The following is a 16536-nucleotide window of genomic DNA, read 5'->3' as shown; positions in this document are numbered from 1 at the left end:
TGCGGGCAGGGTGGGAATCAAACCCCTCCAAGGACCTCAGGCGCAGGCCGTTTGACACGGAACCAGGCCGCATACATTGCCGGCAGCGCGAGCAGGGTCAGCACGGTGGCCACAACCAACCCACCCATAATGGCCACGGCCATCGGACCCCAGAACACGCTGCGTGACAACGGGATCATGGCCAGCACCGCGGCGGCGGCTGTCAGCACAATGGGGCGCAGTCGGCGCACGGCGGATTCGACAATCGCATCCCACGCCGGCACGCCCCGAGCGCGGTCTTGCTCGATCTGGTCGATCAGGATCACCGAGTTGCGCTGGATCATGCCCATGAGCGCAATCACCCCCAGCAGCGCGACAAAGCCGAACGGCCGGTTGAGCAGAATCAACGCCGCCGCCACCCCCGCCAGACCCAATGGCCCGGTCAGGAACACCAGCATCGCGCGGCTGAAGCTGTGCAGCTGCAGCATCAGCAGCGTGAAGGTGATGAACAGCATGATCGGAATGCCTGCGGCAATCGAAGCGGAGCCCTTGGAGCTTTCTTCCACGGCCCCCGCGACGTCAATGCGATAACCCGTCTGACCGGCGGCTCGCCATTTCGCCTCGATGTCCTTGAGGGCAGGCAGCAGTGCGGCCGTTACCGTGGCACCCTGCAGGCCTTCGGTCACATCGCCCTGCACGGTGATGGCGTAGTCGCGGTTCTCGCGCCACATCACACCGGGCTCCCAGGTGAACACCGGCTTGGCGATCTGCGTGAGCGGGATCGACTTGCCCGAGGCGGTGGGCAGGTAAGCGTTGGCAATGTCGGTAATGGCATTGCGCTCGTCCAGCGGCTGGCGCAGCAGGATGTCGATGAGTTTGTCCCCCTCGCGGAACTGGCCCACCTGCGTACCCGACAAGATGGTTTTGGACGCCTGGGCGATGGACTGGCTCGTCACGCCCAGTGCGCGCGCCTTGGCCTGGTCCACTTCCAGGCGCAGCACCTTCACGGACTCATTCCAGTTGTCGTTCACGCCGCGCATGTTGGGGTTCTGGCGCAGCTGCGCCTTCACCTCGTCGGCACGTTCGCGCAGCACCAGCGGATCAGGCCCCACCACGCGGAACTGCACGGGATACGGCACGGGCGGCCCATTGGGCAGCAGCTTCACGCGGCCACGCACTTCCGGGAACTCCTCGGCCAGCAGCGCTGGCAGCTTCACGCGCAGCGATTCACGCACCTTCAAATCCTTGGGCACCACAATGAACTGCGACACATTGCTCTGCGGAAACACCTGGTCCAGCGGCAGGTAGAAACGGGGCACGCCCGAACCGACCCAAGTGCTGACCGTGTTCACACCCGGCTCCGACAACAGGCGCTGCTCCACCCGTTTGGTGACCTCTTCATTGCCCGCAAAGGATGTGCCCTCAGGGAACCAGATGTCCACCATGATTTCGGGTCGGCTCGAATCCGGGAAGAACTGCTGTTGCACCTGGCCCATGCCCACAATGCCCAGCGCAAAGGTCAGCACCGTGGCGCCGATGGTGAGCCAACGGTGCAGCACGCACCAGTTCACCAAGCGGCGGAAGACGCGGTAGAACGGGCTGTCAAACACCTCGTGGGGGTCATCCGTGATGCCTTTGTTCGCCTGGGCGGCCACGACATGGGGCGGAACCTTGAGCAGCAGCGTCCCCAGATACGGAACGAAGTACACCGACACGATCCAGCTGAGCACCAGCGCGATCACCGTCACGGCAAAGATCGCGAACGTGTATTCGCCCGTCGTGGACTTGGCCAGGCCGATGGGCAAAAAGCCCGCCGCCGTGATCAACGTGCCCGTCAGCATGGGCATGGCCGTGATCTCGTAGGCGAAGGTGGCGGCACGCACCTTGTCATAGCCCTCTTCGAGCTTGAGCACCATCATTTCCACCGCAATGATCGCGTCGTCCACCAGCAGGCCCAGCGCAATGATGAGCGAGCCCAGCGAAATCTTGTGCAGGCCAATGCCCCAGTACCACATGGCCAGGAAGGTCACGGCCAGCACCAGCGGGATGGTGATGCCCACCACCAGCCCCGGGCGTGGATCGATGTACCAGCGCTTCCACAGCGGATTCTTGCCGGGGCGCTTGTGGAAACCCAGTGCGATGAAACTCACCGCCAGCACAATGACCACGGCCTCGATCAGCACCTTGACGAACTCGTTCACCGAGGTTGCCACGGCCTTGGGCTGGTCTTGCACGTTGACGAGCTTCACCCCTGCCGGCAAGGTGCTGCCGATGCGGTCGGTGGCCGCGTGCAGCGCCTTGCCCAGCGCAATGATGTCCCCGCCCTTGGCCATGGAGACACCCAGCGCAATCACCTCCTGCCCCTGGTGGCGCACTTTCACGGTGGCCGGGTCCACATAGCCGCGCTTGACTTCGGCGATATCCCCCAGGCGCAATTGCGCGCCCGACGGGCCACGGATCGGCATGGCGCGCAGGTCTTCGATGGCGTTGAACTGGCCTTCCACGCGCACCTGCACCTGGTCCTGCGGCGTCTGAATCGCGCCCGCGCTTTCCACAGCGTTTTGCTGGCCCAGCTGGGCCAGCACCTGGTTCATGTCCAGGCCCAATTGCGACAGGCGCTTTTGCGAAATTTCAATGAACAGCTTTTCGTCCTGCACGCCAAACAGCTCGACCTTGGCCACATCGGGCACGCGCAGTAATTGTTGGCGCGCGTCGTCGGCAAACTGTTTGAGTTCGGCGTAGCTGAAGCCCTCGGATTCCAGCGCGTAAATCACGCCGTACACATCGCCAAAGTCGTCGTTGAAGAACGGGCCCTGGATGCCCTGCGGCAAGGTGTAGCGCATGTCGCCCACCTTCTTGCGCACGCTGTACCAGACGTTGGCAACCTCGCTGCCCTTGGATGAGTCCTTGATCTGGAAAATGATCTGCGACTCGCCGGGCTTGGAATAGCTGCGGATCTTGTCCGCATACGGCACTTCCTGCAGCGTGCGCTCGATCTTGTCGGTGACCTGCTCGGCCACCTGCTGCGCCGTGGCGCCGGGCCAGTAGGTGCGCACCACCATGGCGCGAAAGGTGAAGGGCGGGTCCTCGTCCTGCCCCAGTTGAAAATAGGCGGCAAAGCCCAGCAGCATCAGCACCACCATCAGGTAACGCGTCAGGGCGGGATGGTCGAGCGCCCACTTGGAGAGGTTGAACCCCTCTTTGGGTTGTACTTGCGTCATGGCCGGCCTCAGTTGGCAGTGGAAGCTGCGGGTGCCGCAGCCGTGGCGGCCGCAGCAGCGGATGCGACGGGCACTGCAGGCATTGCTACTGGATTGGTAGCTGTCTGCGCTTTATTGGCGGGCGCCGAGGCCACTTTTTGCTGGTAAACCAGCACCTTCTGGCCGGGCGAGAGCACATGCACGCCCGTGGCGACCACCTGCATGCCAGGCGCCAGGCCCGCAGCCACCACGGCCTCGTTGCCATCGGCCGTCGCGATCTGTACCACTTGCGACTTCACCGTGCTGCTGGCTGGGTCGTACACCCACACGGCCGTGGACTGGCCCTCCTGGCGCAGCGCGCTGGTGGGCAGCTTGATGGCCGGAATGCCTGCGTGGCTGAGGGCCTTGGGCATGACATACACCGTGGCGCCCAGCGCCGGCGCGTCTGCACCATCAATGGCCACCTTGACTTGGTAAGTGCGCGTGGCAGCGTCGGCACTGGCCGCCACTTCGCGCACGCGGCCTGTCAGGCTGGCGCCGCCGGACCAGCCACGCACCGCCACTTCGGAGCCTTGCGTAATCTGCGCCACCTTGTCTTCGGGCACCGCAAACACCACGTCGCGGGGGCCGTCCTGCGCAATGCGCACCACGGGGGTTCCGGCCGACACCACCTGCCCCGGCTCGGCATCGATCCCCGTCACCACGCCGGACACGTCGGCCACCAGTGTGGTGTAGGCCGCCTGGTTACCTTGCGATGACAGCTGCGCGCGGGCCTGGTCCAGCGTGGCTTGCGCGGCTTTCAGCGTCGCGTCACGGCGCTCCAGCTCGGCGCCGCTGATGAAATTCTGGTCCTTCAGGGTCTGGTAGCGCTTGTAGTCGGCAGCAGCCAGGTCACGCTGTGTGGTGGCCGAGGCCAGTTGCGCACGCGCGGCGTCAGTAGCCAGCTGGTAGTCCTTGGGGTCCAGCTGGGCCAGCACCTCTCCGGCGCGTACCTGCTGGCCCAGTTCGGCCTGGCGCTTGACGATCTTGCCCGCCACGCGAAAGCCCAAACGCGACTCCACACGCGCCCGCACCTCGCCCGAATACTCCAGGCTGGACTGCAGCGCGCCCACTCCCACGGTCAACAATTTGACGGAGCGCACAGGCTCTTCGGGCGGCGCAGGGCGCGAGCAGGCGGCCAGCAAAGCCGCTGTGGCCAGCACGAGCAGAGTCCGGGAGTGCCGTTGAAGGGGCCGCGAGGCGGAGGGTGTGCGCATGGGAAATCCGGTGAATAAAGAAGGGCTACAAGGGGGCTGCACGCAAAACGCAGGCACGAATGCCTGCGCTGCAACGGGTACGGGCCAGCCTCCTTGTCCCTGAATGAATTGGTTTTTTTGATTACTGACTGACCGGTTAGTAATCTATGAGAAGCACCCCGCCTTGTCAAGCGACAATCCGGGGTGTGAACGACCAACCCAGCCCCCCCTCACCTTCGGCCCGTGGCGCTGCGACCTCTGCTCCACCGCCGCCCCGGCCTTCCCGACACGATAAAACTGCCGCGTTGGCCGCCCCTGTCACACACTACGAAAATTTCCCGGTCGCGTCCCTGCTGTGCCCGCCCCACCTGCGCCAGCCCATTGCCGCCATCTACGGCTTTGCACGCACCGCCGATGACATTGCGGACGAAGGCGACGCCCCGGCCACCACCCGCCTGGCCGACCTGGCCGCCTACCATGCCGACCTGATGGCCATCGCGCAAGGCCAGCCGCCTTCGCCGCGCTGGGCGAGCGTGTTCCTGCCGCTGGAATCGGTGCTGCGCCGCCATCAATTGCCCGTGCCGCTGCTGGCAGACCTGCTCAGCGCCTTTGCCCAGGACGTCGAAAAAACCCGCGACGCCGAGGGCTACGCAGACCGCGCCGAGTTGCTGGACTACTGCCGCCGCTCGGCCAACCCCGTGGGCCGCCTGCTGCTGCATCTGTACGGCGTGACGGACGCCCAGGCGCTGGAAGAAAGCGATGCCATCTGCACCGCGCTGCAACTGATCAACTTCTGGCAGGACCTCTCCGTGGACATCCCCCGGGGCCGCCACTACCTGCCCCGCGCCGACTGCGCTGCCCACGGTGCCTGCCAGGCCGAGTTGCTGGCGTTGCAAAACACGCCCGAAAACATCCGCCTCATCACCGACTGCGCCCAATGGGCCCGTGCCAGCATGCAGAGCGGAGCCCCACTGGTGCATCGCCTGCCTGGCCGAGCCGGATGGGAACTGCGGCTGGTGGTGCAGGGCGGCCTGCGCATCCTCGACAAGGTGGATGCGCTGCGCGGCGGCAGCCTGCACACGCGCCCGCGCCTTCGAGGCTGGGACTGGTGCGTGATGCTGGGCCGGGCGCTGGTGATGTAGCGATAGCGCAAGCGACCAGGCCGAGCAGGCCATACAAACAGCGCGGCGCACACTCGGGCACCAGCAGACGGCCACACGATCACCCAACCGGGGAGGAAGCATCCCGTGTCATACAGACACCTCTTCAAGGTTCTCCAGTGGGGACTGATCCTCTTTTGCCTCTGTTTTGCGATGGTGGGCGGCACGGTGGCTGAGCGCCTGCTGGAGCTGCTGCAATGCCAGCCGCACGCCAATCCCGCGCTGCGCAGCTGCTCCTGGCTGCCCAATGCGCTGGGCCTGAGACTCACGCCGTTTCTTTCGGCCGGGGGTATTTCGGACTACCCCTTTGTACTGCTGCACAACTTCTGGGCGCTGATCGCGCTGTGGGTGCTCGCGCTGGTGGCCACGCACCGGGCTGCACACAATGCCGCCAGCGCGGCTGCGATGCCGGGACGCAGCCAAGCGCGCCGCGCCAGGGTCAACGGCGCTGACATCGCGCGCTGGGCATCGCGCGCCGCCTTCTGGACACTGCTGCTCGGGCTCATCGGCTTTTGCGTGGCCTTCGGCACGCCCATACTGGGCAACCGGATGGCGCTGGAGGTGCTGGGCGCCCTGGGCTGCTCGCCAGGCAGTTTCGATCCCTTCTCGTCACCCTGCATGTCGGCCCCGGGGTTCTGGACACACCGTCTCGCGCTCTATGTCATTCCGCTCGCAGGCCCCCTGCTAGCGCCGGTGTGGCTGGTCATGGCGTTCTGGGATGTGCTGCTGGCGTGGGCCCTGCTCACGGTGGCCGCCTATTTCCTCCAAACCCATCTGGCAACACGCGCCCCGCAGCCCTAAGCCGACGCCAGCCACGCGCAGAAGGCCACCGAGGCCGGGTCCTGCGCTGCACGCGCGGGCCGTAGCCAGCAATAGTTCTTCTCGCCCGAAAGCAGCTCTGGGAACGGCATGACCAGCAAGCCACTGGCGAGTGCATCGCCCAGAAAGCGCGGGTTGCCCAGCGCCACCCCCAGGCCCTGGATGGCGGCCTGCACGCTCAGGTGTGCGTGGTCAAACACCAAATCGCCCAAGGGCTGCAGGCCAGGAGCCCCCGCCCTTTCCAGCCACTGCTGCCAGACCAAGGGTGTGGATCGGCTGTGCAGCAGCGTGTGCTGCGCAAGCCCTTGGGGCGACAGCATGGCCTTGGCGCCCGCCAGCATGGCAGGGCTGCACACGGGCGTGAACTGCTCGGGGATGAACGCCTCCAGGCTGACGCCTCGCCAGCCCGCGCGCTCGGGCAGCGCTGCCAATTCACTGTCGGCAAAGCAGCGGATCGACACGTCGTACTGCGCAGGCTCGAAATCCAGGTGCCCTACCGTGGTGACCAGCTGCACATCCAGCCCCGGCATCTGCGCGCAAAAGCCTGCGAGCCGAGGGATCAGCCATTGCGAGGCCAACGTGGACGTGGCATTCACCACGAGCGTGTTGCGCCGCGTGAGCCGCTCGATGCCTGCCGTGGACTGCGCCATCAGGTCCAGCGCACCCGTCAGCCCGGGCAGCAACGCCGCCCCTGCGGTGGTCAGTGCCAGCCGCCGTCCGTCGCGCGCCACCAGCGCCACGCCCAGCCATTCCTCCAGGGCCTTGATCTGGTGGCTCACCGCGCTTTGCGTGACGCTCAGCTCACGCGCAGCGTGGGTCACACTCAGCAACCGCCCCGCCGCCTCAAAGGCACGCAGCATGTTCAGAGGCGGCAAACGGCGCGGGCCGCTGGCACCACCTGGACCGGACGCGACAACGCTGCTGCCACTTTTGGCATGAGTTGAATTCATGATTTAAGGAAATATTGTCGATAGTCAGCTGCCACTTTGCTTCGTACGATCTGCAGCATGCCTGGAAAAAAGCCAATCGACTTGATAGATTTACTCATTATGTGCCGGGTGTGCACCGCACCCCTGACCCCACCAATGCACCCACCCCCACAGGCCCCGGCGCGCCAGCCGCGCACTCCGCTCAGGAGATGGGCAAGCACCCAAGCCGCGAGGATTTTGGGCTGGTGCAAAAGGCGGCCATGGAAGCCCCGCCACGGCAGCCCCGCATGACGGGCGCGCAGGGCACGCGGGCCCTCGGCGGCCACCGCTCCTATCGATCCCCACCGAGCCACGCCGCCGAAACCCCTGCGCCCTCAGCACTGCACGTGTGTGTGCGGCATGCACCCACCACGCTCTCCATCTGCATCACCTACCCTGCAGGCACGCCACTGGCCAGCCCACCACCAGACACCGGTGGCCAATTCACTCTGATGCGCAACGCCGCCGAGCGCCTGCTACAAGAGGCCGGCGCTGGCCGAGAACACATCCTGTCGTGCGAAGTTTTTGCGCGCGGGCCCTTCACCAGCGCTGCGCTTGGGGCCCTGCTGCATCCATGGTCCGTGCGCCCCCGCATCACGCGGCAGCCTCCGCCCACGGCACCCCAGGCTGTGATGTACCTGGCGCTGGTGGCGACCCGGCCCGCTGCACTGTAAGAAACATTCATGGGCAACAAGCGCAGCCACGCCAGCGTGGTTTAACAGCAGAAAATTTGAATGAAAACTGCCCCTACCGCTTAACTATATTCATTTGTTTGCTATCAATATTGAAATCCCTCACTCTATCCGGTGCATGGGCAGCCCGCCCCAGACCGCGACACCCCAGGGATTACGCGTGTGCCGGCCGGGCCCTGCGCGGTTAGCCTCGCGCCCACTCCAGCACCAAGAGTGCAGGCAGTGCGAAGGATGTTGTTGTCTTGAGACCAGCGATGGCGCCACCCGCGCCATCGCTGCTTTCCGTGCCTCCAGGGCATCCACGCATCCCAGGAACCTACCCGGTAGCCCCAAACCATGTCCGTCAGCGTTTTCGACCTCTTCAAGATCGGCATCGGCCCATCCAGCTCCCACACCGTGGGCCCCATGATTGCAGCGCGGCAATTTGCCTGCCATCTGCGCGACACCCTGGGCCTGGCCGCCGTGCACCATGTCACTGTCGAGCTGTTCGGCTCGCTGTCCGCCACCGGTGTGGGCCATGGCACCGACAAGGCCGTATTGCTGGGCCTGGCGGGACATGAACCCGACCAGATGGACCCCGATCAGATCACCCCGGTCGTTACCGACATCCGCACCCGCCAAACGCTGGCCCTGCTGGGCGAACACCCGGTGCCGTTTGTCGACAAAGAGCACCTGCTGTTCCGCCGCAAAAGCCTGCCACTGCACCCCAACGGCATGGCGTTTCATGCGTTTGGTGCGCAAGGCACCGAGATAGCGGCATGCGAGTACTACTCGGTGGGCGGCGGCTTTGTGGTCGACGCGGCAGGCGAGCGGGTGCTCAATCTGGCCGCCACTCCTGCGACCGGCGCCGAAGGCCATGGCCGTGGCCTTCCCTACCCATTTCGCACGGGCGCCGAGCTGCTGGCCCAGTGCCAGGCCACCGACCTCTCCCCGGCGCAACTCATGGCCGCCAACGAGGAGCATTGGCGCAGCGCCGCTGAGGTACGGCGCCAGCTGCTGGCCATCTGGAGAACGATGGCGGGGGCCGTGCAACGCGGCTGCGCCAGCACCGGCACCCTGCCCGGCCCCATGCACGTGCGCCGCCGCGCGGCCGAGCTGCACAAAAGCCTCAGCACCCAGCCCGAAGCCGCGCTGCGCGACCCACTCTCCATGCTCGACTGGGTGAACCTCTACGCCATGGCCGTCAACGAAGAAAACGCCGCTGGGGGCCGCGTGGTGACGGCGCCCACCAACGGCGCTGCCGGCGTGATACCGGCCGTGCTGCATTACTACGTCAACTTCCTGCAAGGCCCGATCCCTGCCAACGACGACGGGATCGCCACCTTTTTGCTGACCGCAGGCGCCATCGGCATCATCTACAAAGAAAACGCATCCCTTTCCGGCGCCGAGGTCGGCTGCCAGGGTGAGGTGGGCGTAGCCTGCTCCATGGCCGCCGGTGCGCTGGCTGCCGTGATGGGTGGCAGCCCAGAGCAGATCGAAAACGCCGCCGAGATCGGCATGGAGCACAACCTGGGCATGACCTGCGACCCGGTGGGCGGCCTGGTGCAGATCCCCTGCATCGAACGCAACGCCATGGGCGCCATCAAGGCCATCAACGCCGCCCGCATGGCCCTGCGCGGCGACGGCCAGCACGTGGTTTCGCTCGACAAGGTCATCAAGACCATGATGCAGACCGGTGCGGACATGAAGGTGAAGTACAAGGAGACTTCGCGTGGAGGGCTTGCGGTCAACGTTGTGGAATGCTGACCATTCGCTGACAAATGCTGCATCGCCGCAAAGTCTGGAGCACAATCTGTCACCTTCGCGACACTTCCACAAAATCTGCTGGAGGATCTGATGCGCGAGGTCATTCACTCCCCTTGCCATGTACTTGCGTATCTTGCTGCGAACCTTTTTCGTCTTTGTTTTTTGCCTTCACAACCCGCTTGGCGCCTGGGCTCAGGACACCCTCTCCATGGTGGCCAAAACCGGCGAATTGCGCTTGGGCCATCGGGACAATTCGCGCCCGTTTTCGTATCGGGACCCCGCAACGGGCCAGGTGATGGGCTACTCCGTGGACATCTGCACGAAGATCTATGACGAGGTAAAGAAAGAACTCAAGCGCCCCGACCTCAGGTTGACCTATGTGCTGGTCGACGGGAAAAACCGCCTGAGCGACCTGAAGAACCGCACGGTGGACCTTGAGTGCGGCACCACCACCAATACCGCCGAGCGCCAGAAGGAAATAGCCTTCAGCCATCACATTTTTATTGCCACCACTGCGTTCGTAGTCCGCAAGGACTCGGGCATCAAGACCCTGGATGATCTGCAGGGCAAGCGCATTGCGGTGGAACGCAAAACGACGAACGACAGCCTGCTGGTGGCCAACGAACGCACTTTCCATCGCAAGTTCGTCTACGTGTTGGTAGACAGTGCACAACAGAGCCTGGCCGCCCTCACACGGGGTGAGGCCGACGCAGCGTTTGCCGACGACGCCAGCCTCTGGGTGCCAATGACGCAATTGGGAAAGTCGATGGGCGAATACCACTTTCTGGAAAAACGGCTGTCGATGGAGCCCTACAGCATCGGCTTGCGCCGCGATGACCAGAGGTTCAAGGACCTGGTGGATCGCGTAACGCGGCGGACTATCCAAAGCGGTGAAATGTCAGCGCTGTACAAGAAATGGTTCAACTCTGACCAGGGGGTGCTGCCCATGAGCGCCTTCATGCGCGAGGCACTCAAGCGCCCAAGCGACGTAGGGGTAGAGCAGATCGCTTTTTGACGGAGATGGCCAAGTGCGGCCTCTCTCGTAGGGCCGGAGGCCATGGGACAATCCCGCCCCATGACACCACAGCAGTACGTACAGCAAAAGGCCGTCGCCTCGGGCAGCAGCTTCTACTACGCCTTCCTGTTCCTCCCCGCGCCACGCCGCGCGGCCATTACGGCGTTCTATGCGTTTTGCCGCGAAGTGGACGATGTGGTCGATGAAGTGACCGACCCCGGCGTGGCCCGCACCAAGCTGGCCTGGTGGCAGGCCGAGGTGGCCAAGGCCTATGCGGGCCAGCCCACCCACCCTGTGATGCAGGCACTAATGCCACACACAGGTGAATACGGCATCGAGCAGCGCCACCTGCAGGCCGTGATTGACGGCTGCCAGATGGACCTGGAGCAAACACGCTACCTCGACTTTGCAGGCCTCAAGGGCTACTGCCACCTCGTGGCCGGCATCGTGGGCGAAGTCACGGCGCGCATCTTCGGCCAGACCGACGAGCGCACCACCCACTACGCCCACACGCTGGGCCTGGCGTTCCAGCTCACCAACATCATCCGCGACGTGGGCGAAGACGCCATGCTGGGCCGCATCTATTTGCCGGTGAGCGAGCTGCAGCAGTTCGACGTGAAGGCGCATGAGATCCTCAAGCGCACCTACTCCGACCGCTTCACCGCGCTGATGCGTTTTCAGGCCGTGCGTGCGCACCGCCTGTACGACGAAGCCTTTGCCCTGCTGCCCGATGCCGACCGCCGGGCACAGAAACCCGGTCTCATGATGGCCAGCATCTACCGGACCTTGCTGCGCGAGATCGAGCACGAAAACTTCCAGGTGCTGCACCAGCGCATCAAACTCACGCCGCTGCGCAAGTTCTGGCTCGCGTGGAAGGTCCAGGCCCTCGGCCGGATGTAGTGGCAGTGCCGCAGCGCCTATGAAAATCGCCATCGTCGGTGCCGGCTGGGCCGGCATGGCTGCGGCCATTGCACACGCACAGGCTGGCCGCCAGGTCACCGTGTTTGAAGCCGCGCGCACCGTGGGCGGCCGCGCGCGCGCTGTGCCTGCCGTCCAGCCCGACGACACCCCCATCACGCTCGACAACGGCCAGCACATCCTTATCGGCGCCTACACCGAAAGCCTGCGGCTGATGCGGCTGGTGGGTGTGAACCCTGACACTGCGCTGCTGCGCCTGCCGCTCACGCTGCAGTTTCCCGATGGCCAGGGCCTGCAATTGCCCGATCTGCCCCCGCCGCTGGATGCACTGCTCGGCATCGTCCATGCAAAAGGCTGGAGCTGGCGCGACAAGCTGGCGCTGCTGCGCAACGCCACGGCGTGGCAGCTGCGCGGCTTTCGCTGCGAGCCCACCACCTCGGTGGCCGAGTTGTGCGCGCCGCTCACGCCGCGCCTGATGGCCGAGTTCATCGACCCGTTGTGCGTGTCGGCGCTGAACACCCCAGCCCGCGAAGCCAGCGGCCAGGTGTTTCTGCGGGTGCTGCAGGACAGCCTGTTCAGCGGGCGCGGTGGCTCCAACCTGCTGCTGCCCCGCGCGGACCTGGGTGCCCTGTTCCCCGAGCCCGCCGCACGTTGGCTGGGCCACCACGGCGGCACGATAGTCACCGGGCAACGGGTGCAGCGGCTGCAACCGCAGCCGGGCGGGCGCTGGCAAGTGGTGTGCGCGAGCAGCAATACCAGCGCCGCAAACAGTAGCCCCGACGTGTTCGATCACATCACCCTGGCCTGCCCTTCGTGGGAGGCGAGCCGGCTTGTGGCAGGCGTGGCCAGCATTGCAGGGCTGGCCAGTGCCAGCCCATGGAGTACCCAGGCCAGTGCACTGCGCTTTGAAGCCATCACCACCGTCTATGCCAGCGCCCCCGGCGTGCGCCTGCCATTGCCCATGCTGGCGCTGCGCAATACCGCCGAACACCCCGCGCAGTTCGTGTTCGACCGGGGCCAGCTGGATGGCACCCACGGCTTGCTGGCCTTTGTGGTCAGTGCCAGTGACGGAGACCGCTTGCAGATTGAACAACAGGTGCTGCAGCAGGCAGCCACCCAGCTGGGCATATCGACCCTGCAGCCCCTGCAGACCGTGGTCGAAAAACGCGCCACCTTTGCCTGCACGCCCGGCCTGCAGCGGCCCGGCATGCAGGTGCTGCCGGGGCTGACGGCCTGCGGGGACTACGTGGATGGCCCCTACCCCGCCACGCTGGAAGGTGCTGTACTCAGTGGTACGGCGGTCGCCACACTGCCCTGACCGTCTGAGCCAAAGCCCCTTTGCACCGAGGACATCGGGAAAACCCCAGGCCGACTGACAGCATTCCGAAAGCACGCAGCGCGCACCATGGCATCTGGTAACGCCTTGATGGCTTTCACGGAGACAACCATGCTGTTCGACAACCACCTTTCCCATACCCTCCACCCCACCCGCCGCCACCTGCTGGGCGCGGGCGGCGCACTGGCAATGGGCGGCCTCCTACCCACGCTGGCATCGGCCCAGGCCGCCTGGCCCGCCAAATCGATCCGCTTCGTGGTGCCTTTTGCACCGGGCGGCAGCTCCGAGATCGTGGCGCGCTCCACGGCGGCCGAACTCAGCAAGACCCTGGGGCAAAGCGTGTACGTGGACAACAAGCCCGGCGCCGCTGGCAACATCGCCATGGGCGAAGTGGCCCGTGCGGAAGACCAGCACACGCTGATCCTGGGCCACATCGGCACGCTGGCCGTGAACCCTTTCATCTTCGACAAGCTGCCCTACGACGCCAACAAGGACTTCAAGCCCGTGAGCCTGCTGGCCAAGGTGCCCAGTCTGTACGTGGTGCACCCCGATGTACCCGCCAAGAATCTCAAGGAGTTCATCGCCTACGTGAAGAAGAACCCGGGCAAGTTCAGCTACGGCTCGGCCGGCAACGGCAGCGCGGGGCACCTGGCGTTTGAATACCTCAAGATGACCGCCGACATCTTCATGCTGCACGTACCCTACCGGGGTACCGGCCCCATGATGACCGACCTGCTCTCGGGCCGCCTTGATGCCGCATCGGTGGGCGCCGCTGCCATGCTGCCGTTCATCAAATCGGGCAAGGTGCGCTGCATCGCCACGGGCTCGGCCAAGCGCCTGCCACAACTGCCCGACGTGGCGACCGTGGCCGAACAGGGCTTTCCAGGTTTTGAGATGACCCAGTGGTACGGCATGCTGGCCCCCGCCAACCTCGCGCCGGCGCACCTTGACAAGCTGGCGGCCGAAACCGCCAAGGCCGTCAAGGCCCCCGCCTCGCTGGAGCGCCTGAACGGTGACGCCGCCGAAGCGATTGGCGGCACGCCAGCCCAGTTTGCACAGTTCATTGCGGCCGAGCAGGAGCGCTGGAAAAAGGTGCTGCTGCGGGCCAAGGTCAAACCCGACTAAGACGCCAAGGGGAACGCCAGCCGTGGCCGTCGCCTTGGAGCCCGCCCATTTCAAAAGTCTCCGGTCCCACGCAGGCGCACCAAGCACACTCTAGCGGCATTAGCATCCCCCCATGCGCATCCTCCTGGCCGAAGACGAACACAGCCTGGGCACCTGGCTCAGCCGTGCACTGGAGCATGCGGGCATCCAGGTGGAATGGGTGAACGATGGGCGCCTGGCCGACCGGGCCCTGCAGCAGCACGACAACTACGACGCCCTGGTGCTCGACCTGGGCCTGCCCGGGCTGGACGGCCAGGCCGTGCTGCAGCGCCTGCGCGACCGCGACCAGCGCCTGCCCGCGCTGATCCTGACCGCACGCGACTCGCTGGACGAGCGCGTGCGCTCGCTCAACGCCGGGGCCGACGACTTTCTGGCCAAACCGTTTGAGCTGGCCGAGCTGGAAGCCCGCCTGCACGCCCTGGTGCGCCGCGCACGCGGCAACGAACACCCGCGCCTGGCCTGTGGCGCACTGGTGTACGACAACGCGCGCAAACAGTTCACGCTGCACGGCGAGCCGCTGGCCTTGTCGCCGCGCGAGCATGCGGTGCTGCGCGTGCTGGTGCAGCGCAGCGGCGAGCCGTTCTCCAAGCAGCAGATTCTGGACCGCGTGTTCTCCGACGACGAAGACGTGCACCCCGAGGCGGTGGAGGTGTTTGTGCACCGCCTGCGCAAGCGGCTCGATGGCAGTGGTGTGCGCATCACCACCCTGCGCGGCCTAGGGTACGCGCTTGAATCCAGTGATGTGGCGCCCCCCTGAGACGCAGCGCGTCTTCCCCCCTCGGGGGGGACGCCACCGGTGGGCTGGCAAAACCAGTTCCACGGTGGCATTGGCCTGGGCCGCGCCAGTGCGCACGATTGCGCCCATCTGCCGGAGACCGGCGTGAAGGGCATGCGTCTGTTTCAACGTCTGCGCCGGGCCAGCCTGTGGCGGCTTTTGGCTGTGCTGCTGCTGCCGCTGCTGGCCGTGGTCACGGGCGTGGAGCTGTGGATGACGCGGCACGATGCGCTGGAGGCGGCCAATGCGGCCTACGACCGCTCGCTGCTCGGGGCACTCAAATCCATCGACGCCAACATCTCCACGGCATCGGGCGGCCTGTCGGCCGAGCTGCCCTACACCATGCTCGAATTTTTTGAACTCACGGCCAGCGGGCCGGTGTACTTCCGGGTGGCCTCGTCCGATGGCCTGGTCGAGCTTGGCAATGCCGACCTCCCCCTGCCGCCCGGCCCGCTGGAACCCGGAGTGCCCCGCTTCTACGACGCCACCTACTTTGGCGAATCCGTGCGGCTGGCCGCTTATCGCCGCGCGGTAGAAGCCGCAGCCCCTGGGCCCGACGCCGGCAGCGTGCTGGTGCAGGTGGCCGAAAGCACCCACTCGCGGCAGGAGTTCACCCGCCGGTTTGTGCGCCGGGCTGCCCTGCGCGACGCTCTGGTGCTGGCGCTCATGGTGCTGGGTACCGCCGCCACGCTGGCCGTGGCGCTGCGCCCCCTGGCGCGCCTGGCCCGCGAGGTACAGGCGCGCAACCCCGACGACATGACCCCCATGGCCGACACCGACCTGCCCGCCGACATCCGTCCCCTGGTGGCCGCTGCCAACCAACAGATGGCGCGCACGCAGGACCTGGTGGCGCAGCAGCGGCAGTTTCTGGACGACGCCTCGCACCAGCTGCGCACCCACCTCACCACCCTGCAGATGCAGATCGACTACGCCCGGCGCGAGGCCGATGCGACCCAGGTGCAACACACGCTAGATGCCATCGGTGGCGAGATCGCGCGCGCCACCCGCAGTACGCAGCAGCTGCTGGCCTTGGGCCGCAGTGACACGGCGGCGGTCGAACTGGCCCCTTTCGACCTCGCGGCCCTGCTGCGCACCGTGGCGCTGGAGCTATTGCCCCGTGCCCGCGCGCGGCAGATCGACTTTGGCATCCACACCCCCACGCCGGAGTTCATGGCCGTGGCCGACAGCGGCCTGCTGCGCGAGGCGTTGACCAACCTGGCAGCCAACGCGATTGCCTACACACCCGCGCACGGCACGGTCACCGTATCCGCTGCGAGCGACGGCCTGGGCTGGAGCGTCAGCGTGGAAGACAACGGCCCCGGCCTGCCCGCCAGCGAACGCAATGCGCTGGGCCAGCGCTACCGGCGCGGCTCGCAAGCGGCTGCGGGCGGGTCGGGCCTGGGCCTGGCGATTGCGCGGTCCATCGCCGAACGGCACCGGGGCACCCTGCGGCTGGAAGACCGCGCGGGCGGCCCCGGCCTGCTGGCCATCCTGTGGTGGCCACGTCCCTGATGTTCTGATCTCATACG

At 65.9% G+C, this 16536-nt stretch carries 13 protein-coding genes; 10 read left to right on the top strand and 3 right to left on the bottom strand.

What is annotated here, in order from left to right; genetic code table 11:
- Window positions 1-17: 17 nt before the first annotated feature.
- Together ASE52_RS01570 and ASE52_RS01565 are read right to left on the bottom strand one after the other, a co-directional pair.
- A complete protein-coding gene (locus tag ASE52_RS01570) occupies window positions 18-3200 on the bottom strand; it encodes an efflux RND transporter permease subunit (RefSeq protein WP_010460558.1) in 3183 nt (1060 codons plus the stop codon).
- Between the two features lie 8 nt (window positions 3201-3208).
- Entirely contained in the window at window positions 3209-4435 is a 1227-nt protein-coding gene (locus ASE52_RS01565; protein WP_035197264.1) for an efflux RND transporter periplasmic adaptor subunit, read from the bottom strand.
- 284 nt (window positions 4436-4719) lie between these two features.
- On the opposite strand from ASE52_RS01565, the gene hpnC reads away from it, so the two are divergent.
- Window positions 4720-5556, top strand: coding sequence for a squalene synthase HpnC (gene hpnC / locus ASE52_RS01560; protein WP_057223246.1), 837 nt, complete (start codon window positions 4720-4722; stop codon window positions 5554-5556).
- A 105-nt stretch (window positions 5557-5661) separates the two neighbouring features.
- Window positions 5662-6375 carry a hypothetical protein gene (locus ASE52_RS01555; RefSeq protein WP_035197262.1) on the top strand — a complete coding sequence of 238 codons (714 nt, stop codon included), beginning with the start codon at window positions 5662-5664 and terminating at the stop codon, window positions 6373-6375.
- On the opposite strand, the gene ASE52_RS01550 is transcribed toward ASE52_RS01555, so the two are convergent.
- A complete protein-coding gene (locus ASE52_RS01550; RefSeq protein ID WP_035197260.1) occupies window positions 6372-7253 on the bottom strand; it encodes a LysR substrate-binding domain-containing protein in 882 nt (293 codons plus the stop codon). The two genes, ASE52_RS01555 and ASE52_RS01550, sit on opposite strands and share 4 nt — an antisense overlap.
- Before the next feature lie 200 nt (window positions 7254-7453).
- On the opposite strand from ASE52_RS01550, the gene ASE52_RS01545 reads away from it, so the two are divergent.
- The 8 genes from ASE52_RS01545 (at window position 7454) to ASE52_RS01510 (ending at window position 16519) form a co-directional block, all read left to right on the top strand.
- Window positions 7454-8035 (top strand): hypothetical protein, encoded by a 582-nt coding sequence (locus ASE52_RS01545; RefSeq protein ID WP_057223244.1) that lies wholly within the window; start codon window positions 7454-7456, stop codon window positions 8033-8035.
- A gap of 354 nt (window positions 8036-8389) precedes the next feature.
- Window positions 8390-9799, top strand: coding sequence for an L-serine ammonia-lyase (locus ASE52_RS01540; protein ID WP_057223241.1), 1410 nt, complete (start codon window positions 8390-8392; stop codon window positions 9797-9799).
- A gap of 124 nt (window positions 9800-9923) precedes the next feature.
- Window positions 9924-10814 (top strand): amino acid ABC transporter substrate-binding protein, encoded by an 891-nt coding sequence (locus ASE52_RS01535; protein ID WP_241776894.1) that lies wholly within the window; start codon window positions 9924-9926, stop codon window positions 10812-10814.
- Window positions 10815-10874: 60 nt separating this feature from the next.
- Window positions 10875-11714, top strand: coding sequence for a presqualene diphosphate synthase HpnD (hpnD, locus tag ASE52_RS01530; protein ID WP_057223239.1), 840 nt, complete (start codon window positions 10875-10877; stop codon window positions 11712-11714).
- Between the two features lie 19 nt (window positions 11715-11733).
- On the top strand, window positions 11734-13050 hold the full coding sequence (hpnE, locus tag ASE52_RS01525) for a hydroxysqualene dehydroxylase HpnE (RefSeq protein WP_057223237.1): 1317 nt from the start codon (window positions 11734-11736) through the stop codon (window positions 13048-13050).
- Window positions 13051-13179: 129 nt separating this feature from the next.
- Window positions 13180-14193 (top strand): tripartite tricarboxylate transporter substrate binding protein, encoded by a 1014-nt coding sequence (locus ASE52_RS01520; protein ID WP_010460540.1) that lies wholly within the window; start codon window positions 13180-13182, stop codon window positions 14191-14193.
- A 112-nt stretch (window positions 14194-14305) separates the two neighbouring features.
- Window positions 14306-14989 carry a response regulator gene (locus tag ASE52_RS01515; RefSeq protein WP_010460538.1) on the top strand — a complete coding sequence of 228 codons (684 nt, stop codon included), beginning with the start codon at window positions 14306-14308 and terminating at the stop codon, window positions 14987-14989.
- Between the two features lie 132 nt (window positions 14990-15121).
- Window positions 15122-16519 (top strand): sensor histidine kinase, encoded by a 1398-nt coding sequence (locus ASE52_RS01510; RefSeq protein ID WP_057225077.1) that lies wholly within the window; start codon window positions 15122-15124, stop codon window positions 16517-16519.
- The last annotated feature ends 17 nt before the right edge of the window (window positions 16520-16536 follow it).

The organism is Acidovorax sp. Root275 (genome assembly GCF_001428965.1).
Taxonomy (GTDB): domain Bacteria; phylum Pseudomonadota; class Gammaproteobacteria; order Burkholderiales; family Burkholderiaceae_C; genus Acidovorax; species Acidovorax radicis.
Note: the sequence above shows the minus strand (reverse complement) of the source record. Positions and strands in the feature narration are given on the sequence as shown.